This is a genomic window from Gordonia sp. VNK1 (genome assembly GCF_040049135.1).
In the GTDB taxonomy this organism is placed as follows: domain Bacteria; phylum Actinomycetota; class Actinomycetes; order Mycobacteriales; family Mycobacteriaceae; genus Gordonia; species Gordonia oleivorans.
Genome location: NZ_JBDZDJ010000019.1, coordinates 70,213 through 90,654 on the forward strand (window position 1 = coordinate 70,213; position 20,442 = coordinate 90,654).

General features: G+C 63.3%; 6 protein-coding genes. 1 reads left to right on the top strand and 5 read right to left on the bottom strand.

The window, feature by feature from the left end; translation table 11 throughout:
* Nucleotides 1-210: 210 nt before the first annotated feature.
* Nucleotides 211-3,093: a DEAD/DEAH box helicase gene (locus ABLE94_RS20065; RefSeq protein ID WP_348809644.1), complete on the bottom strand. Its 2,883-nt coding sequence runs from the start codon at nt 3,091-3,093 to the stop codon at nt 211-213.
* An 83-nt stretch (nt 3,094-3,176) separates the two neighbouring features.
* Between ABLE94_RS20065 and ABLE94_RS20070 the strand changes: the two genes are divergently transcribed.
* Nucleotides 3,177-5,516: a GmrSD restriction endonuclease domain-containing protein gene (locus ABLE94_RS20070; RefSeq protein ID WP_348809645.1), complete on the top strand. Its 2,340-nt coding sequence runs from the start codon at nt 3,177-3,179 to the stop codon at nt 5,514-5,516.
* A gap of 3 nt (nt 5,517-5,519) precedes the next feature.
* Here ABLE94_RS20070 and ABLE94_RS20075 read toward each other — a convergent pair whose 3' ends face one another.
* Genes ABLE94_RS20075 through ABLE94_RS20090 form a run of 4 tightly spaced genes read right to left on the bottom strand, consistent with a single transcriptional unit; the run spans nt 5,520 to nt 20,441 of the window.
* Nucleotides 5,520-7,331 (bottom strand): UvrD-helicase domain-containing protein, encoded by a 1,812-nt coding sequence (locus tag ABLE94_RS20075; RefSeq protein ID WP_348809646.1) that lies wholly within the window; start codon nt 7,329-7,331, stop codon nt 5,520-5,522.
* Nucleotides 7,328-9,475, bottom strand: a complete 2,148-nt coding sequence (locus ABLE94_RS20080; RefSeq protein WP_348809647.1) for a UvrD-helicase domain-containing protein — start codon at nt 9,473-9,475, stop codon at nt 7,328-7,330. Before ABLE94_RS20080 ends, ABLE94_RS20075 begins: the two co-directional genes overlap by 4 nt.
* Entirely contained in the window at nt 9,475-15,723 is a 6,249-nt protein-coding gene (locus ABLE94_RS20085) for a DEAD/DEAH box helicase (protein WP_348809648.1), read from the bottom strand. The genes ABLE94_RS20080 and ABLE94_RS20085 overlap by 1 nt, the downstream gene beginning before the upstream one ends.
* Complete coding sequence (locus tag ABLE94_RS20090; RefSeq protein ID WP_348809649.1) at nt 15,720-20,441, bottom strand: Eco57I restriction-modification methylase domain-containing protein; 4,722 nt, start codon at nt 20,439-20,441, stop codon at nt 15,720-15,722. The genes ABLE94_RS20085 and ABLE94_RS20090 overlap by 4 nt, the downstream gene beginning before the upstream one ends.
* Between the last annotated feature and the right edge of the window lies 1 nt (nt 20,442).

Consider the following 20,442-nt stretch of genomic DNA (forward strand, 5'->3'; position numbering starts at 1 on the left):
TCGACCTTCGAATTCCGTACAGTCCAGTTCACGACTGCCTACGTCCCGCGTAGCAAACGCCACCACTTCGCGTGCAGCCATCCGGTGTGGAGGCTTTCGGTGGTCCGGCCCGTCAGCTCCAGCCAGAGACTGTGCACGGGGAACTCTGCCGCATGCCAACACAGCGGCGGCGCCCCCAGGAGAGACACCGTCGCGCACCGCTGAGATCCGTCACCCGCCCGCCTCGGTCAGATACCCCGCCAACGTCTCTCGCGTGTTCTCATCAACCACCCAATCATTGAAGCCGACACCGAACACCGTCTTGTTGGAGATCGTTGACTTGACAGTGCCTGCAGCAACCGCCGGATTGCGGAATCTTCTGCCGGACAACGATGCCGCGCCCTGCGCCAGAACGATCTGCAACTCCGCTGACTCGGGGTCGAAGAAACCGACCACCCGACATCCCTCGTAGTCGAGGACCACGCGCAATCGGCCTTCCTCCCACACCAAGCCAGGTGTCGTTGATACCGGCACCTGTTCTTGCTCAGACTCGGCATCCGATTGTGCTTCCGACTCAAGGGGAATCGTCGTGGTCGAGACCGTCCGCGCCCCTGCGGTGCGGGCAGCCACCTCTGCGGGTGTCGGCACACCGATCGGTGTCGCCGAAACGGTCGAGGTGTTTTCGGGTTCCGACAGCCGCAGCAGATCCCAGCGCCCGAGTCCATCCTTGACGACCCATGCCTCGATGTTGATATGGGCGTCGTGACGTTCCCGGGGATTGCTCTTTGCCCGCGCATCGATGACATGCTTCACTCGCTTCGAGTACGGCCCCACAGGCGCAATGTAGAAAGCGGGGGGCATTTCGCTCTGATCGAGGAAGACCACTGCGTCGTGTTCCCCACTCCCCTGCCACAAGTGCTGGTCCTGAGTGCTGATCCGCCAGCTTCCTCCGGCTCCGCTGTGTACGCGGACCACCCTGCTCTGCCCCTGCGTATTGCTGACGAGGAGTGTTCCACGCGAATGCTCGCCGGATGTCCGCGCCGTCCAGCCCTGGGCTTCCATCTGTTCGATCACGGCACGGAGCGCCGGCCCGATGGGAGCCTGCGCCTCCAAACTATCCGAATCAGACGCGTCGTCGGGCACTTGGACCGCGTCGTCCGATCCCGAATCCTCGGCTTGCTCTACCTCTTCGAACTCTGCAACTCGACCGCCGAGCGCCACCCACAGCTCGGATAGACGCGCACCAGAAATCGAACCGAGTACCAGAGAGCGATCACCCAGCCGAGCCTGAATCCCCGCTTGCTGCAACGACTCCTCTCTATTGGCGTTGAAGGTCTGCGCCAATGTGTCGAGTGCGACGACGCGATCGTCCACAGTGCCGGTTTGGCCACCAACGACGCCGACCGTCTCGTCACCGATCCGCATCCAGGTGATGTCGTCGAAGCCCTGCATAAGAGCCTGTTCGACTTCGAGATCCGGCAAGAGCTCGCGCAGCTCACGCCATGTCACGATCCCTTCATGCTCGGCGAAGATATCGAGGATTGCGTCTCGTGGATTCCACGCGGGGGGCGCGACCACAGTGGTCGGCTCATCCGCCTCAGCGGCATCGCTGGGCGCCGCGGTCGGCGTGAGCCACTCAGTCAGCCGCCAAGCAGCGTCACGCGGATCGAGGTCATCGCGCTCGGCTGCCACCGTGAACAGCTCGTCGAGATACGTGTCCGCGGTCGAACCCACATCGGGGTCCTCGATCGTCGCGTTCACGTACACGACGACCATCGCGGTCCGCCCGGCCCACTCCGCGGGATGAATCACGCGACCCATCCGCTGCAGCATCTGTGCACGACTGCGGGCAGAGGCCGTCACGACGCCCACCTGCGATATCGGCACGGCAACACCCTCATCGAGCAACCGAGAAGTGGCCAACACATCAACCGAGCCACTCGCGTAACGACCGAGCGTGAATGCGATGTCGCCGTTCTCCGGGACGGCGTCGGTGACAACGCCAGAGTTACGGGCGGCCTTGGCAATTGCCGCCGACATCTCGTGCGACGCAGTGAAGACGGTGGTTCGGCGTGCGTCCACAACGCCGCGGGCGATCACTTCGACAGCCGCCACCTTCGACTTGCATTCCGATAGAACCCACCTGCGGGCGTCCACAGCCTCCAGGTACTCACGCGCCAGGAAACTGATCTCACCGACGAGCGAACCGGAGTCGATTTCACGCGCGGTCTCGTACACGCCACCGCTGAGATCGACGCCGGTGTCGCGGAGTTTGCGTTCGGCACGGTCGATGCGCGCGGTGAGCCCGTCGTACTCCTCCCGCTCAGGAACTGAGAATCGAACGCCGACCGTCAGCACCAACGGCTCGCCGAGGATCCCCTCGTCCATCGCACGGCGATAGTCGCAGCCTTCGATCAGCACGCCGAAGTACGGTCGCAGAATCCGTTCGGCCTGCGGATTCGACCATTCGTAGGACGCAGTCAGGCCTAGTTTTTCGGTTATCTCCTGACGCGGGAAGACGACGTCGGTGTAGTCGGCGACGCCGAGGCGTTGGATCTCGTCGACGACCAGCAACCCAGTGTCTCGGAAGGCCGTCAGGTGCCGCTTGCCCAGTCCTGCAACTGTGGTGACGACGATCTGCTCGCGAATCGCGAGCGCTTTCGAGCCATCGGGTGCACCGATCTCCACACCGGGAAACGCCCCCTCGAGAGTGCTGCGCCAATGGTCGACGAGGTCGTGGTCCGGGGCCAGGACCAACGCGGGCACTCCCCGACGCCGCGCCTCGGCAATGGCCGCGATGCCGACGTCTGTCTTTCCCGCGCCGGTGACCGCCTCGATGACGCCGGACCGGCCGGCAGCGAGCCACTTCTGAAAGGCCTCCACCTGCCAGGGCCGCAACGGTCGATTCATACCCAACCGCGAGGCAAGATCATCCGATGAGACGACACGCCATTCGTCGGCACCTTCCGGCGGTTGAACGAATACCTGGTCGTTGTCGAGGAGAACCTTCTGCACCGCGGTCACAGTCTGCGAAAGGCGTTCGGCCAGTTCAACGGATGTCAGCGGACCGACTCGAGTGATCTCGCCCAGAACCGAATCACCGAGTGTCTGCATTGTCCCGTGTCCCCTGTCGTCGCCGTCCGCTAGGTTTGAACTTCAAAGTATTAGATCAACTGACACTGACGAGGTTCACCACCATGAAGGCCGAGGGGAAGCTTGTCCGCGAACTGTTCGAGGGCGAGCAATGCCTGGTCGTACCCGTCTTCCAACGACCCTACGTGTGGAACCGGGTTCGCAACTGGGAACCGCTGTGGGCCGACATCGTCGCCATGGCCGAGTCCATGTCGACCGACACCTCATCAGAACCACACTTCCTCGGCGCGGTGGTCCTCGATTCCACGGACAAGGACTCCGCCGATATCAGCGTGCTGCAGGTCATCGATGGGCAACAGCGCATCACGACCCTCCAAATCGCGCTCTGTGCCATCCGTGACGCTTTCACCACCGCCCAGGTCGAACGCGTCTTCATCAAAGCCCTGAACAAACTGGTCACCAATGAAGATCAGCTCTCGACGGAGGCCTTCGCCCCGTACAAGGTGTGGCCCACCCTCCGCGACCGCGAGGTCTTCGCTTCGATCGTCGACCACACCCAGCCGGACGATGAGCCCGATTCACGTCTCGCCGACGCATACCAGTTCTTCTACGAGGAGACACTGACCTGGCTCACCGAGAACGAGTCGGACCGCGCGGCAATCAAGTCGCTCGTCGACGCACTGCGGATCGGTCTACAACTGGTCGTCATCGAACTCACCGCCAACGACAACGCGCAGGTGATCTTCGAAAGCCTCAACGACCGCGGCACGCCGCTGCTGCCCAGCGACCTCGTCAAGAACTCACTGTTCCAACAGTTGGAACGCGCAGGTGCGGACGTCGAGCAGATCTTCGACGATCACTGGCGTCGCCTAGAGACCCCGTTCTGGCAGGAAGAGGTCAGACAGGGCCGCTTGATCAGGACGCGCGTCGACGCGTTCTTCGCCCACTACCTCACCATGCGCACCGGCGACGAGGTGTCGGCCACCGGCCTCTTCAACCGGTTCAAGGATGTGTCCGTGGGCATGTCGCGCGACGATCTCGTCGCGCTCACACAGGAAATCGCCGAGTGCAGCGACCTCTACCGAGGCATCGTGGATCGCTCCGGCGACGACGCCCACGACCGACTCCTCGAGACAGCCGAGACGCTGGACACCACGGTCCTGTCGCCGGTGGTTCTCTATCTGGATCGTCGGACAGATGAGGCCGATCGCGCCGAGGCCTACGGATACATCGAGTCGTGGCTGGTGCGACGTGCCGTGCTGCGGTCGACCAGCAAGAACTACAACCGAATGCTGCTCGATCTCCTGAAGATCCTGCAGCGCAGCGCCACGCCTTTCGCACCGACCGTACGGACGTTCTTCCTTGAGAACACGTCGGAATCCGGACGATGGCCGACCGACGCCGAGATTCGTGACGCGCTGATATCCGCGCCGATCTTCAAGAACCTCACACGCGCCCGAATGCGTATGGTGCTGCGCGGCTGTGAGCGCGGCCTCCGCTCGGACACACACCAGATTCCCGATCTCGATTCTCTGGAGCATGTATTACTCGCGACTGCGAGCGACGACATCGACGACACACTCCGCGGTGCCCTGGGGAACTTGACGCTGTTTCCGCGGTCGCGCGACCTGTCGAGGGCAACCGACTGGCCCGCTCGCCGCGCGATCCTGTCGGGCTCGGATCTCGAGCTGAACCAGCAACTCCCCGAATCACTTTCGGGGGTTCAGATCACCGTTCGCGGCTCTCGTCTCGCAGACGGTTTCTGCCGGACATGGCCACATCCCGATACACCGACAACCGCCGCGCCGGACGACGACGTCGAGGAGGAGGCCCCATCGGACGCGCCCACCTGGGTCGACGAGGCGTGGACGGAGATCCAGGAGTTCTTCGAAGATCTACCTGTCGGATCGGTGTCGCGGGTCGAGGACCGCATGTCACGGATAGCGCCCATTGAGGGCGGATCTCTCGAGGTCTTGACGCAAGACCCCCTGGTCGGCTACGCCTTTCGCGAGATCGCCGGAACCTTGTACATCGAGAAGGTACCCGGCGAGGTGCCGACACCGGCGCCGGACATCGACGCCCCGGCCACAAGTCAGCTGAACGTCGAACCCGACTTCTCGAACGCAGCGCCTGAGACCAGCAACGGGACAGGTCCCAGGGCGGTATACGAGGAGACCATCAATGATCTGATGCTCGCCGGCTTCATCGAAGAGGGCGACACCGTGTATCACGAGCAGCCTCGCAAAGGCCGCTCCTTCGCGGCCAGGATCGGCCGAGCAGGCCGGATCCTCGTCGGAAACCGCGAATATGACAGCCCTTCAGGAGCGCTGTCCGATGCGGTGGGATCCAGCCGAAACGGTTGGCGTGATTGGCGACTCGAGAGAACCGGTGAAACGCTCGAGCAGGTTCGGGAACGGTTTCGGCGGCGGAAGTCCGCCGGCTGATCCTCACGGCGCGCGCGGCGTCACCAACCCGAAAACCCTGGGCACCAACCACAATCCCGACGAGCCCAGCCCCGCGTCTTCGGTCAATCGGGGGTCCCCGGCGACTGTTTCCACCGCAACCAGGCGAAGTCCTTCGATTGCGGCGCCGTCCCATCCGTCGCGGAAGCGGTAGCCGAACTCGTCGGCGACAGCGCGTCCGAACCACTCGTTCGTGATCCCCAGTTCGTCTCCGGCATCGGTGCGCAAAACGAAGACCGGCACATCGTCTGTCGAGTAGCCGGGATCGACAACGCCGGTAACCGGTTCACCCGGCGACGCCTCCGTCAGGGACAGCTGCATGTAACGCACACGGGCGGCGTCTCCGGACAGTGGCCGGCCGGCGAGCACATCCCCGGACCCGAACTCGATTGCTACGCTGTACTTCTTGCCCTGCTTACTCTTTCGCCGCTCTCGTTGCCGTCCGTTGCGCTTGTCGAACCACATCCAACCGGTCGGGATATCGAGGACAGCCACCTCGTCGCGAGCCCGGCTCAGTGCCACGTACTTCTGACGCAATGCCGGCCATTCGTTCTCATCACCCATCGGACTGTTCGGGTGCACGAAGAAGGCACGTTCGAACTCAAGCCCTTTGGCACGGTGAATCGTCGACACGATCACCCGGGATTCATCGGGCTCGGTCAGTGTCAAGGGAATTGAGCCCGTGGCAATCAGACTGCGCACACGCGGCAGGTTCAGCTGGTACATCGTGCGGGAACGCCCCTCGGCTCCCTTCAGCAGATACCACGCCTCCTCACGTAGCCGCTGTGCCAGCTTCTTCTCGATCACCGATTGGACACTGTCCCGGTCGACCTCCGGCCCGGCAAAGTCTTCGAAGACGCCCGCGATCCACCGAGCTGCGCCGAAATCCCTGGCCTGTCGACGAACGACGTGATCCACTCCCTGCTCGGTGAGAAACCGCGAAACACGCAGAACCTCACCGTTGGTCGCGCACAGGACTGCAGTCCGCCCGGATTCCGCTTCGGCGAGGAACTTCCAGTTCTTTATCACACCTGAGTGGGGCAAGGTTTTCTCGAACCGTGCGACCGTCTCCGCCGCCGCGTCGGCTTCTCGCTGGCCTCGCAGCTGATTGCCCAAGTCCACCACCCCGATGGGGAACGGCCCCTGCGCCCGGTAATTCCGCGCCAACGTCATCTTCTCGGCGCCAAAGACATCCGTGAGCTGAGCGGCGAATTCGTCCGACGTGGTCTTGCTCCGCGACGCCTTGAGAGTGAAGTCGTAGATGCCCTGCAACGGATCACCGAGGGCGGTGAAGCCGGCCGACTCCGGGATCCGACGGAGTAGCGCCAGAATCATCTCCGCCCGATCACCCACGAGATCTTGGACCTCATCGAGTACGAGGTGTTGGAGATCCTCGATCCCCTCGATCTCGTCGGAGTCGTCATCCAGCAGCTGGGTCGCCTGTCGAACTCGATTGTCGAACCCGCCGACGGGTTCTCGTCCGTTCTGCGACAACAGGTATGACGCCAGCGAATCGAAGGTGCGGACGTCGGTACGCGCGATGTCGTGTCCTTCGAGCCTCGTGCGAACAGCCTGCACCGCAGCTCGGGAGAAGCTCAGCACCATGATCTCGGTGGATGCCGACAGGTCTTCTTCCTCCACCAGGTATTGGATGCGTGACGCCACGACCTCGGTCTTGCCCTGGCCTGCACCGGCGATCACCAACAATCGCGCATCAGCGGGCGCCTCGGCCACGGCTCGTTGCGAATCGTCGAGTTCGAAGACCGTCTGCTCGTCCACGTCGATGGACTCGGTCATGTCAGAAGTCTCGCGGGCTCACCCACGTATGTCACAGCCATCCGCTCGCGCGCCCGGGAACCCGCGACATAGAGCACGCTGCGAAGCTTTTTCAGTTCACGCTCGAGGTCGTCACCCTTCTTGCGTGCAATTGGTGCAGGCGGAAACTCCTTCTCCCCCAACCTCGCCAAGACCACCCCGCGATACTCCAGGCCCTTGGCCCGGTGCATCGTCATCACCCGGACGGTATCTCCCAGCTTCTCCTCGGCCGTGTTCGAACCGACGGCCGCGGCTTTGATCCCCTCGGCGGCCAGCGCGTGCACGATGTCGTCGACATGGCGCTTCTCGTAGGTGAAGACAGCGATACCGGAGGCTCCCAAGCCCTCCGCTTCCCACCTCCGGATGAACGCCGCGATACCAGCGTTCTCGGACGCGACACTATCGAAACCCGCCATCTCGGGTGCAGGGCCGCCGAAGACCGATCGGGAGCCCTGGAGGTCCTCGGAGTCGATATCGAGGTCGTCGACATCGGGATCGGCCACCTGCAGGGTCCACCGCAGGATCTCGCGGCTGGTGCGGTAGTTGATGGTCAGCCGACGTGAGCGTCCACGCGTCTCGATTCCGTAGCGCGACAAAGGTGTCGGCCGACCGTAGATCCGTTGGTGCGCGTCACCGACAATGAAGAGATCGTCGGTGTCGGGCGGGACCAGAGCACGCACCATCTTCCAGTGAGCGGGATGGAGGTCCTGGGCCTCGTCGACGATGGCGAATCGGTACCCGAACTTCTCCCGCAGCTTGGGGTCGGCGGTGAGTGCCGACGCCGCGCGTGCGGCGAGTTCGGTGAAGGTGATCAGTCCATCGGCCCTCATCAGGCGTTGGAAATGCTCGATCACCTTCCACACGTCGGCGCGCTGAGGGCGTGAGAGTCGTTGGGAGCGGCCACTCCGGGCCACCCGCAGATATGCGGTCTCGGTCTCGATCGAGTTCCCCAACACCACCAGGGACCACTCATCGGAAAGGAAGGCCGGCTCCCAGCCCTCGGTGGACTGCTGCGCGGCGACCGACCACAGCTGGGTGACCCGTGGATCGCCGTCGTGGACCAGCGTCGAGGAGGTGACCAGAGCGCGACCATTGTCGGTGGATGCGACCACCTTGCGTGCCAGTGCGTCGACGTTGAGGACCTCCACCCGCTGGGTGATCTCCTTGCCGGCGAGTTCGATGAGCTGTGCCTCGATGGCGCGCACCAGGTTTCGCGTATAGGTTGTCAACAACACCTTGGCGGCGCTGTTCTCCTCGTCCAGCCGATGGGCAAGGTGACGGGCGCGATGCAGCGCAGTGACAGTCTTCCCGGTGCCGGCGCCGCCGGTGACCCGGAAGGGACCATTCCACCCATCGTGAGTTGCAAGCTTGCGTTGCAGCGGATGCAGCCACACGCGCCATTTGGCGAAGTCGCCTTCGAGTACCGCCCGGAGTTCGGCCTCGTTGTCACCGGCCGCGGCGGTGAAGTTGAGCTGCGAGATAGGGCGCTTGAGTGCCTTCTGGATGTCGTCGGGGTCGACGGGGCCGGGCTCGTCGATGGCGTAGGAACTCCACACCTCATCGGGACTCTTCCCGAACGCGAGATCGAGCACCGCGTTGGCCTGGGTATTGGGCAATGCTTCGGCGATGGCGAGAAACGCCTTCTCACCAACCACCTTGGTCAACTTCTCGGCAAGTTCCGCCTCGACGCCGAAACGTTCGAGGTCGATCGGCTTCACCGTTGAGGGCATGAAGGAAGCGTCGGATCCCGATGTGGGAGTCGTCGCCTTACCGATCGCCTCCTCAAGTGCCACATGGTCGAACAGCTCCGCAGCTCCGGTCTTCTTGTTGACCTGCAGGGTGACCTTGCCGGCGAAGTCGTAAGCGTCGTCGTGGGTCAGCACCGAGATGAGGTACAGCGACGAATCGCCGCCCGGGTCCACGAGGACGGCCCGGTAGTTGTCGTTGACACGCGCGGTTCGGATGTACTTGTTGGCGGCCCCTTTGGGCTTCTTGAAGTCCAGTCCGGTGGCGTCCGGGTCTTGTTGGAGCTTCACCATGAAGTTGAGGACTTTGCCCTTGATGCTTCCGTCGAGTTTGTCGTAGGACTCCTGGAACATCTCGTGCATTTGCACGTATCGCGTCATCACTGTCCTCCTGTCACTGCGCCGACGACATCGTCCACCACACCGATATCGGGCTCGTCTGTTACGCGATATACACGCCAGCCGTTGTCCTCGAGCCATCCATCCCGGTCGTCGACGATATCGGTCACGACGGCGATCCGTGGTTCTTCCCAGCCGAGTTCCACCTGCCAGATGGATTGGTCGGGGCCGAGCTCCAGTCCGACTTCGGGGATCGCTGCCCCGGAGTCAGCGAGGCTCTCGACGAGGCCGGCCACGGCAGGGTCGGCGTATTCGTGGACGATCTTCCATTCTCCGGACAGCGGTGTGATGATGTCGCCGCGACTCGCCGCGGTGGTTGCCAAGGGGACGGGCACAGCGAGGAAGTCGGCGAGGGACTTCGTCGTCCAGATCGCCGCCATCCGCTGGGGCAGGAGGTCACCGAAGTGTGGAAGTGATACGAACTGAAGCAGATTCGCCCATCGGAGCCACGCTCGCCATTGGTTGTCGTGCATCTTCCCGCCGACGGCCTCGTCGGAGTCGTCGAGGAGTGTGAAGACCCCGAGCGTCGGTTCGAAGTTCTCGGGATCGGCACAGATCAGGATGGGCAGACCGCTCAGGCCGTGTCGCGGGACCACCATGATGGTCCCGGATGCGTCGGGATGCGTGGATGTACCGGCTGCGACATCGACGAGCATCTTCGCGAGTTGCCCCGGCCCCGTGAAAGTCGGCTCACCGGACCCGTGTTTATCCGACGGGTTCACCAGTGCCAACGCGGTCGCCGCGGCGCCATCACCCCAGACGTCGGCGTCGGGATCGGCGAGGTACTCGACGAGCAACTCGATCGGGTTGTCCCACAGGTACTTGATCCGCGGGTCGGAAACCTGCTCGGCGGCAGCGTTCTTGACGTGCTGGTGGACGATATCCTGCGACCGGTTCTTGGCGTTGCCGGATTCGAGGGCGGTGACGTCGTCCCACGCAATCGACCAGACACGAGTGTCGTCTCGTCGCAGCGCGTCGCGTTTACGGGCATCATCCGCAGTGCGATTGTGCTCGACGCTCGCGTGAAACTGCTTGCCGTCGAGATAGATCGCGACGTCGGCAGTCTGGGCGTCGACCCTCGTGAGCAGGAAATCCGGTTCGGTGGCGACACCCGACGCAACCACCTGGACGAGTGGCCGCATACGCCACCGTCGGGGTTGCTGGTCGGGACCGGGGATGCGGATGTCGAGTTCTTCGCCGTTGGTGCCCACCGAGATCTCATACGACGCGCCTGGACGGCTCTCGAGTAGCGTCTTCAGCAGTTCCCGGAACCGGATCTCCAACTCGCTGAGTTGAACGGTGCCGATGTCGATGCCGGTAACGGTCCCGATCTGCTCGACCTGCCATCCGCCGAGGAAGTCCTCGAGGAGCCGGAGGGCGGATTCACGCGAGGCGTGGGTCATGTCTCGTGCCGGCAGTACTCCGTACAGGCATCGGTGGCAGGCACGGAGTTCTTCGGTACGACAAGGGCATTCGGCGAGCGCATCCCGGGCCAGGGTGAGGATGTGGCGCATCCGGTCGGGCTCGCCGAATCGATCGAGGTATCCGGTGCCGCCGGGCACGGTGTCATGCAGAACCAGGAAGCGGCGGGTGGCTCCTTCGTTGTCGGTCATGCTGGACGCCACCACCGACAGGTGCTGGGGATCGCCGCCGAAGTCCTTGCGCAGTCCGAGGAGCAGCGCGCCCTTGAAGGAGGCCAGGGTGGTTTCGAAGTTCAGCAACGACACGGGGAGTAGGAGTCGAACCGCTTGGGTGCGCAGTTCGTGGGAGAGCAGGAGCCGCGTCCATGTCTCGGTGCCGCCGCGCCGGGTGATGCAGTAGCCGCGGTGGCGGACGTCCTCGGTTCGGGTAGAGCGTGATGCGACGACGCCACAGTGTTGGCAGGTGGTGAAACCGGGTGCGTTGCGTTCGTCGCCGGCGATGGTGATGGTCTCACCGGGCGCGTCGCCGTATCCGGTGTTGATCGTTCGGATGGTGGCCGTTCGTGCGTATTCGGCACCGAAGATGGCGTCGGTGAGTCGCCAGGCATGCGCGATGTCGTGGGGTTCGATGTCGACGCCGGTGACGGTTCCGAAAAATGTTCGGGTGCGGTCCTCGGTTTCGTCGTCGATGAGGACATCGTCGAGGCGGTGGACCGCCGACACCTTGCGCAGCTCAAGGACGTTGTGCACGGAGCCGGAGTCGGCGACCGCCCCGGAATGACACCGTGGACACATCTGCACGACGTCGGGTGCGGTTGTACCCCAACCGCAGTCGGGGCACAGACGGGTTCGGCGCCAGTGGGGTTTGGTCGACGGTCCGATGTCCATGGCGTCGATCTCGACGCGCTTACCACCCGCGTAGAAGTATGCGCCGGGTGCAAGTTCGGTGAGGGCGGTGGCACTGCCCCGCTCGTAGGTGAGATCAAGCGCCTCGGTTTGGGGCTGTCCGCCGGGAGTACCGGTGGTCCACCACAGGTGGATGTCGAGAGTGGTCGCGTCGTCGAGGAGGTTGTAGTTCGGGAGGAGTCCGACACCGGACAGTCCGGTGAGGGTCTCGATACTGCCACGTTCGTAGAGTTGTTCACTGAGAGCGCGGAATTCGCCGGCACAGCGCTTGCGGTCCTCCTTCTGGGCGTCGTCGAGATGACCGTGTTTGTCCAGTGCCGCAATGGTTTCCGATAGTCCGCTCATGCGGGTGCGGATTTCGTCGGTGTCGGAGACCCAGCGGGCGGCGGTCTCGGCGGCGAGGTTGCGCATTCCTCCTGCGGCGAAGTCCCGCAGATGTAGGCGGGCATCGTCGGAGATGTTGTCGCCGAAGAGTGCGGAGAATTCGGCGGTCAGGGTGTCGGCGTGGTTGACGCATGTGTCGACCACCGAACGCAGCCAGTGCCCGTCGTCCATGCCGTGGTCGAGGCATTCGGTGAGCTTGGTCGGCATGGGCGTTGTGATCGGAAGGCGTTCTCCGGCAATCTTGTCCAAGCAGAAGGCGAGGTACTGGCGTTGCAGGAGTTCGGTGGCCTCGAGGTACGCCCCTGGCGGCATGACCTCTCCGGCGATGAGGTTCTCGGGTTGTGCGAAGTAGTAGAGGTCGCGCGGCGAGGTGGGTACCGCGGCGAGGACGAAGGCATTGCCGGTGGATCGTCCGGCTCGCCCGACACGCTGAAGGTAGTTGGCCGTCGACCGGGGCAGGGAGGCCAGCGCGACGGTGCTGAGGTCACCGATGTCGATGCCGAGTTCCAGCGTGGGGGTGCAGGCCAGGATGTTGGGATCAGATGCGGAACCGCCGACCTTGAACCGGGTTTCGACCTCTTCGCGTTCCGTGCGCTCGAGGAGGCCGGTGTGTTCGGCGCTGACGATGCGGCGAATGCGACCACTGCGGTACATGCTCCGGTAGAAGTTCGACTCCTCCACCGCACGGGGTTCGAGTCGTCCGGTGCATCGCATCCGGGGGCAGGGCGCTCCGTGCCAGAGGGCGAGTCGGTTCCCTGCCGCGGGCTGGACGTGATGACACGTCGGGCATTCCAGGCAGACGATGTCGGATGGGTCGAGGATCACCGCTTGCGGTGTGAGGCCGTAGAGCTGTGATCCTTTCTCACCGGATCTGCGGGCCAGGGGCCCGGTATCGCTTGCCATCTGGTCGACGACCCCGAGCAGGAGTGCTCTCGCCTCTCCGCTGGTGACGCCGAGGCAGCGTTTGGTCCAGTCGGAGAGCCACGATTCGCCACGCGGGCTCAGCGATTGGAAGTCGGTGTCTCCGGCGGGCCCGGTGGTGTAGAAGGACGGGGCCGGTCGTCCGCGCGGGAATTTGGGCATGCCGTCGGTGCTTCCACCCCAGATGGACCACCGTTTTCCTTCGTCCTTGAGGTAGGTCGCGAGCCAGGGGTGGATGATCCCGCCGCCGATGCGCAGGTGCTCGAGTACTCCGAACAGCCAAGGGCGATAGATGCTCTCGACGAGCGCGCCGCCGAGGCTCAGTTGTGGCAGGTTTTCATGGATGTCGTGGCTGAGGCGTGCGTAGGTATCGAGGTCGACGTCGATGTCGACGGCGAGCGATGAGGTCAGTTCGAGGGTGCGGCCGGTTCGGGAGCCGAGGCCGGATTCGAGGTGTGCCTGGAATGCGAGGCGGGTTGCCAGCAACGATCGGAGCGGCCCGTTGTCATGGTCGAGCCAGTCGGCGTCGTTGGTGAGTCGCCGACTGAAGTCGGGTGGGGTGAGGGCATACAGTTCATCGATGGCCGTGGTGGCGCCCAGCGCTGCTCCGGCGTCGGCCAGGGACAGCCGGTCGGCGCTGGCGGCACGGAACAATGCCGAGCGGAAGTTGAAGGCGAAGGCGCGCCCCTCGATGAATGCGGCGCGGTGGGCGGCGTCCTGTACGGAGTCGGTGAAGACGAGGGTCTTCTTCTCGTCGTCCGGGAGGACTTGCGAGCCGAATTCGGTGGTGAGACCGACGCTGAGGAGCGTGGCGACACTCGACCCCATGTAGCGGACGGCGTTTCGGGCGCCGCAGGATGGGCAGACCTCGTTGGCGGCGTCCTCATCGGTCGGAGTGACGTGGACCGCGATGGTGTCAGTTCCGGATGCGGCGTGGAGTTCGAGGGTTTCGGGGTCGAGGTAACGCACGCCTTCTTCGTCGGCAGTGGCGGCGAGCAGTGTGCGTGTCTTGGCGCGGCTGCCGGGGCGGGCGCTGTTGCGCCAGATGGCGGAGGCCTCGCCCGCGAGGTTGTCGCCGAGTTCGGTGGTGGCGGCCATCCAGCCGGCTCGCCCGCACACGCGGCAGTATGTGGCGGGCAGGAGACGCTGTCCTTCGATGGGCCCGTCGTGCCACCAGCGGAACTCGGGCGTTGGGCCGACTGTGCGCATCATTCGGCTGAGTTCACGCACCCATGTCTGCACCTGGACGTTGACGAGTGGTCGTAGCGCTCCGGTGTTGTCGGAGGTGCGTGCGATGGAGATGAGGGCGAGGAACCGGAGGAGTGCGGTCTGGGCTTCTCCGGGGTTGGTGGAGTTGTGGACACCCCATGGGAGGATGCCGGCCTGTGCGACGCCGTTCACCGCGTCGGCAACGGTCATGGGGGCGTCACCGAGGACGTCGATGACGACGCGGGTGAGGAAGTGTCTGCGGAGGGCATCACCGATCGCGACCGGATCGCTCAGATCGGTGGATTGTGCTGCGGCAGAGCCGAGGACCGCCTCTGCGAGCGGCACCCAGGTGGTCGGGTCGTCGCTGACCGGTGCCGGGACCGCGAGGATGTCGTCGACGGACGGGATGTCGAGGGTGAAGTCGACCTCTTTGACCACGTCGGTCGCGGCGAGGGATGTCTCGCCGACGAGGGAGTCAGGACCGAAGGTGGTTCCGAAGACGGTTTCGGCGAAGGTTCGAAGGGCGACACTCTGGGGTCCGCCTCCCAGGGTCGCGGAGGTCGCGACGGGTGTGATCCGGCCGAGTGGGCCACCTGCGCCGGCCACGCCCACCTTGGCGCCGACGCGGCGGATGAGCATGGCGACGTCGGTGCCCTGGGCGCCGTCGTAGGTGTGGAATTCGTCGAGGACGAGGTACTGCAGGCTGAGAGCCGCATTGGCCCACAGACTCGAATCTGCGCGGCGCAACAGGAGTAGATCCAGCATGCGGTAGTTGGTGAGCAGGATGTCCGGTGGGTTCTCACGCAAGGTCTCGCGGTGGTCGACGAGGGCGTGGCCGCTCGGCTGTTTGCGTTTGCCGCTGCCGCCGATGTAGACACCCGCCGTTACGCTCGCCAGGCGGTCATCATCATGGATGTACTGCGCCAGACGGCGGGCTTGGTCGGTGACAAGGGCGTTCATCGGGTACAGGATGATGGCCTTGATGCCCTTGTCGCCGCGTGCGACGGCGCGGCGGCAATGGTCCAGGAGTGGTACGAGGAAGGACTCGGTCTTTCCCGAGCCGGTGCCGGTGGTGACGATGGTCGGTTGCGCCGCAGTGCCGTTCGTCGACAGCCGCCGAAAGGCCTCCGCCTGATGTTGGAAGGGACGGAAGCCTCGTGGCATCCACTCCAGCGGTGACACCCACCCGGTTCCGACGGGCTGGTAAGGCGTGCGGATCTTGAGGTAAGGGCCGCGGAAGATCCCGGTCTGCGGATCGGCAAGGAAGGTACGAAGTGCCTGTTGCGCTTCGGGATCCGAGAGCGCGAACGTCGTCGAGAGATACTCGACGATCGAGTCCTGGGTCTCCAGCGCAAGCAGCGAGGGGAGGCTCGGATTCGGTGCGGTCATTCGCCGATGGCCAATCGCTGTTCGAAGTCGGCATACGCTGCGCGCATCTCGGCTTCACGGTCCGGCTTGTAGAACCAGGGTTCTTCGTGGGCCTCGTCGGGAGCGAACGGCGTGTAGCGGTCGAGCAGGTCGCCGGAGTCCTCGCCATTCATCCATGCCTGGAGCAGTTTGTAGTCGTCCTTCTGCTGGTGAACCCCCTGTGCGTGATGGTCTTTCGCAATCTTGTGCCCGTTCCGATCGAAGTACATTTCATACTCGTACTTGCGCAGCACCGGGAATTGCGCGCGGAACATCAGGGCGAGGTGTTCAGCGGTCAGACCGAGCATGAGCGCCGACAGTGCGTCGATCTCGACGAGCGCTGCACGGCGCTCGAAGTCGGTGCGGAGTGGGGTCTTCATCGTCCACTTACGCGTGCTTATTCCGAGTGGGTCCAACAACGAGCCAAATGGTGCGGTCCACGAATCGTTGGTGAACTCTTTCTCGTACAGGACATCCCAGAGTTCTGCGTAGTCGCGAGTCAGGCAATTCAGGCGCAGCGTGCGAAGGAGGAGTTGTTGGGCTGCTGGGTGATCGACGGGGGCCGGGAACCGGTCGACGAGTTCTGCCTGAACGTCGGACTTGCCACTGACCTTGACCAAGTAATCGAAGGGAAGCGACGCCCACAATCCCGCGACAAGCGCCGTCTTGCGTACATCGGAAAGCCCGTCAGGGCTCGACAACTGTTTACAGGTGGTAGCACATGTAAACACAGTCAACGAGTTGACTGTGTGTACATGTGCTACCCCCGGTCTGACAAGGGCTGCGTGCAGTGACCTTTCCAACCCCGGTTGGGTCATCCGCCTCCACGCCACCCGCCAGAAGTCCGTCGCGGGCCGATCTCCCCACTTCGGAATACCGGCGTCGTAGGTGTCGCGGTCGCAGGCGCGCTGGTAGTTGGTTCGTGGGATCACCGATTCTGGGAGGGATTCGAGGTCGAAGAGTGTCCAGTCTTTGTTGGACTTGCATGGGACATTAGGTTGGCGAACCAGCGGCGTCGCAGCGGTGAAATTGGGTCCTTGGTAAACGACCTCCGGCCAGGACGCCGGAGTGGAAGTTCTCCATTCGATATACCCATCACGCTTGCCTTTGTCTTCGTCGAAACACCGCGTCCACCTATATCCAAGGTCAGCCATTCTGCGGTCCTGCAGCGCCAACGTTCTCAACACGTCGATATGGTGCCGGGTCAGCGGCCGTAATAGCCGAGCCTCCACCGCCGTGGTCCCGGGAGGATCGAAGAGATTGGCCCACTCACGTAGAACACGCTCATCCACGATGCTCACACGTGATGGGTGGGGCCGCAAATCCCATCCTCCCCAAGGGAACTGAGTTCCAGGAATCTCGCCTACTCCATCCTGCGCGGCAAGCGATGCGTTAACCGTCGATGGATCCTGAATAGTACACATGTTTAAGAATCGAACGGGCCCATCTGCGCCGTATATTGAAATACCGAAGGATATGTTATTGTCGACGTCTTCAAAAAGAAGCAGGTTATTCCCAAACTGCCAGTGGCGCCGCAACCGATGGTAGGTCGACCGCCGAAGAGGAGCAGCCTTTGGATCAGTGAAATGCGTCTCGGGGTGAATGAGTCCGGCCACGCTACGCCCACCGGAGTTCCTCCATACACGTTCCATGAAATTGGTGTACAGATTGGTCTGAACGCCCGCGAGAACAGGGTGTTCAACTGTGGACCCAAGCGATTCTGCCATTCCAGCCCAGGCAGCTAGGTCCGCAATATAGCTGCTAGCCGCGTTCGGCTCAGCCAGTACTCGTGCACGTCGCTCGCTAAAAGACCTCGCTGAGATCTTTTCTTGCAGGAGAAAGTAAGGGTCTATTTCCGCCAGTGTTACGTCATCGAGCCATTTCGGCCGCACCCACGGCGGATTACCCACCTGCAGATCAAAACCTCCCCTCTGGAAGACTTGCGCAAAGTCCAACTCCCAGTAAAAGAATCCCTGATCTTGCGCGATCCCACGCGCCGTGCCCAGCCACTGATGACGGACCACCAAATCGAGGATGGATCGCATGCCGGAAAACTCTCGATCCCGCTGGTCGATCTCCGCCAGTTGCTCGTAACCCTCGGCAAGATCTTGGAATGAACCCTGGTCCTTGTCGACCTTCTTGATTCCGGCAGCGCCCAACAGCTCTTCGAGAGTCACGATCCACTCATCGAGATCCGGCGGTCCAGGATGACCTTGTTCGTCGCCGACCCCTGATCCAGTGAGCGGCCAGAACCACAATGCACACCACGCATCCATGGCCAGGCGCAGCCGTTCGTACGGACCGTCTGGGTTGTGTAGATCCTCCTCTACCTTCTCGCGAGGGATCGCGTCCTCGGTCGTCGGGATCTCGGCTCCCCAGACATCGATGTGCCTAGAGATCTGCTCCTCACTGATCTCCATGCGACGCAAAACCAACGCCCAAAGGCGCTCCACGCGCGTCGCCAGCGCCTTGAGCCGCTCGACTTGCTTCTGACTCGGCTTCTTCATGACGCCCTTGCGCCATTCACGAAGCGCCGCTGCGGCTTCCGGCGCCAGCTCCTTGGCCTGCTTGGCATCTGCGACTGCGGCCCAACCGTCGGCGGGAAGCAGAAAGTGGTGGATCTCGCCGTCGCCTATCGCGCCTTCCGACAGCGGCCGGTCGACGGGCGGTGTTTTGAGCCAACTCTTCTTTGCCCTACCGAGGGCGGTGAGATCGTACGTTGCGCGGCGAGCGCCGATCAGAGAATTGCCGCGTCGGAGGTGCAGACCGAACCACGGTGCCTGCAGTCCGCTGTGCATCACGTTGAGCCACAACGAGACCTCGGCGAGCTCGACGGCGGTGGAGTTGAGGTCGACACCGTAGGCACGGTGCAGGGCCAGGTACGCCTTGACCTTCTGCAGTTCTTCGGTGTACTTCTCCGGCTTGATCGGCTCTTCGAGTTCGTCCTGCCGGCGCTTAAGGTACTCGGCGGCCAACTGGTTGATGGCCTCGTTGAGGAACGCACCACTGCCCAGCGCCGGCTCACAGATACGGTACTCGAGGATGTCCTGCGCCCGCGTGTCGTCAGTGATCAGTTCGGCCAGAGCATGGTTGACGACACACTTCGTCAACACCTCGGGGGTGTAGTACGAGGCACTTCGCTGGCGGTCTCGCCCCGAGAGACGAAAAACGAAGCTGCCTTTGGGGTGTCGGACGATGTCCTTGCGGCCAGTGAGCCGGTCCTCGCGCCAGACGATGTCCTTCTCGTCGTAGTCGCCTGACTTGCTGGACGGAACCAGCCACGATCCCTTGTCGGCGTTGCCGTCTTTGGCCACCTCCACCATGTCGTCGGTGGCGATGAGTCCGCTGTAGGACATCAGGCCCTCATACACAGCACCGAGCTGGTTGATACCCAGCTGCGCGTAGGAGATGTAGCCGCGCTGAGAACCCTTGCGCTTTGACGGTTTCGAGAGCAGGAGAAGGTTCAGGACCTCCTGGAGTACGCGGTTGCTGATCCGCATGCCCTCGCCGTCGACGAGCGGTGTCTTCGCGGGGTCGAACAGGTCGGAGCGTAGGGGCTCGAACACGAGACCGTCCGTGTCGCGGCCACCACGGTTGTGGCCCGTATTGACGAGCGTGAAGAGCAGGTCGAGGGAGTCGTGGAGATGGTGCCCGTCGGCGGAGCGTCCGGTGAGCGGTACCTGGACGAGTTCACGTAGCCGATCCAGTCCGTAGCCGGATTCGTACTCGGGCGTTCCGACCGGGAGCACTCCGAGTTCGGGTCGTGCCTCGGCGAAGAGCAGGAACAGGATTCGGTAGAGGAACCGTAGCGACTGAGTGGTGAGATCTCGCGGCAGTTCCGGGATGCCGTCGACAGCGAGGCCCTTTTCGCGTCGCCGCGTGAGCACTTCGTTGGCGATCTTCTCGATGGAGATCCGGAGACCTTCGCGGAGGTCCTCGCTCACGCCGACGGCGTGTTTTTCAGAGCTCTCGGTGTACCGGTCGAGTTCGGCCTTGCCGTCGTCCTCGTCGGGTAGGAGAGCATTGGCCGACCACAGGCCGGCATGCCAGGACAGTTCGCCGTTGGCCTTGTCGTCACGTCGGTCCAGGGCAGTGGCGACGTCAAAGGCGAGGTAGCGGCCCTCCGACCATCGGGCGACATCGGTGAGGAGCACCACGCTCCCGGCGACGACCATCAGGTATCGGGGCGCGTCGTCGCTGACAAAGACCTGGGTGATCGCTTCGCTGACACCACAAAGGGGTTGGAGTTTCTCGCTGCTGTGGTGGATGGTCAGCGGTTCCACAAGTTCGGCTTCGCCACCGAACAGCGCATCGGCGTTGTCGACGGGGTATGCCTGCAGGATGTGGAGAGAGTCGGTGGTGGTGGCACTCGGATATCGCGCGAGCAGCGGCACGTCCATGGGCGTTTCGGCTTGTCTGGTTTCGAGGATGACCGGATCTGCTTTGAGGCCAACGGCATCGAGCAGCACCGCGTGCAACTCCGAGACCCTTCCGGTGAGCGTCTCGCCTCCCTCCGGGAGGTCGCCGAGGTCTTTGATGTAGCGGGCCGCGATCGCCGTGAGTCCTTTGACCGGTGTGGACTTACCCTGCTCGGACCATTCCTTCCATTGCCGCGTCAGCGTTTTCAGGGATGACGGAAAGACCTCGGCGAGCCAGTGCTCGGAGAGAAAGTCGTTGACGTTGTGGATGGAATCGAACATC

Coding starts and splice junctions, on each gene's coding strand:
- ABLE94_RS20090 (WP_348809649.1), bottom strand. CDS start 20,441: ATGTTCGATTCCATCCACAACGTCAACGACTTTCTCTCCGAGCACTGG.
- ABLE94_RS20065 (WP_348809644.1), bottom strand. CDS start 3,093: ATGCAGACACTCGGTGATTCGGTTCTGGGCGAGATCACTCGAGTCGGT.
- ABLE94_RS20080 (WP_348809647.1), bottom strand. CDS start 9,475: ATGACGCGATACGTGCAAATGCACGAGATGTTCCAGGAGTCCTACGAC.
- ABLE94_RS20075 (WP_348809646.1), bottom strand. CDS start 7,331: ATGACCGAGTCCATCGACGTGGACGAGCAGACGGTCTTCGAACTCGAC.
- ABLE94_RS20070 (WP_348809645.1), top strand. CDS start 3,177: ATGAAGGCCGAGGGGAAGCTTGTCCGCGAACTGTTCGAGGGCGAGCAA.
- ABLE94_RS20085 (WP_348809648.1), bottom strand. CDS start 15,723: ATGACCGCACCGAATCCGAGCCTCCCCTCGCTGCTTGCGCTGGAGACC.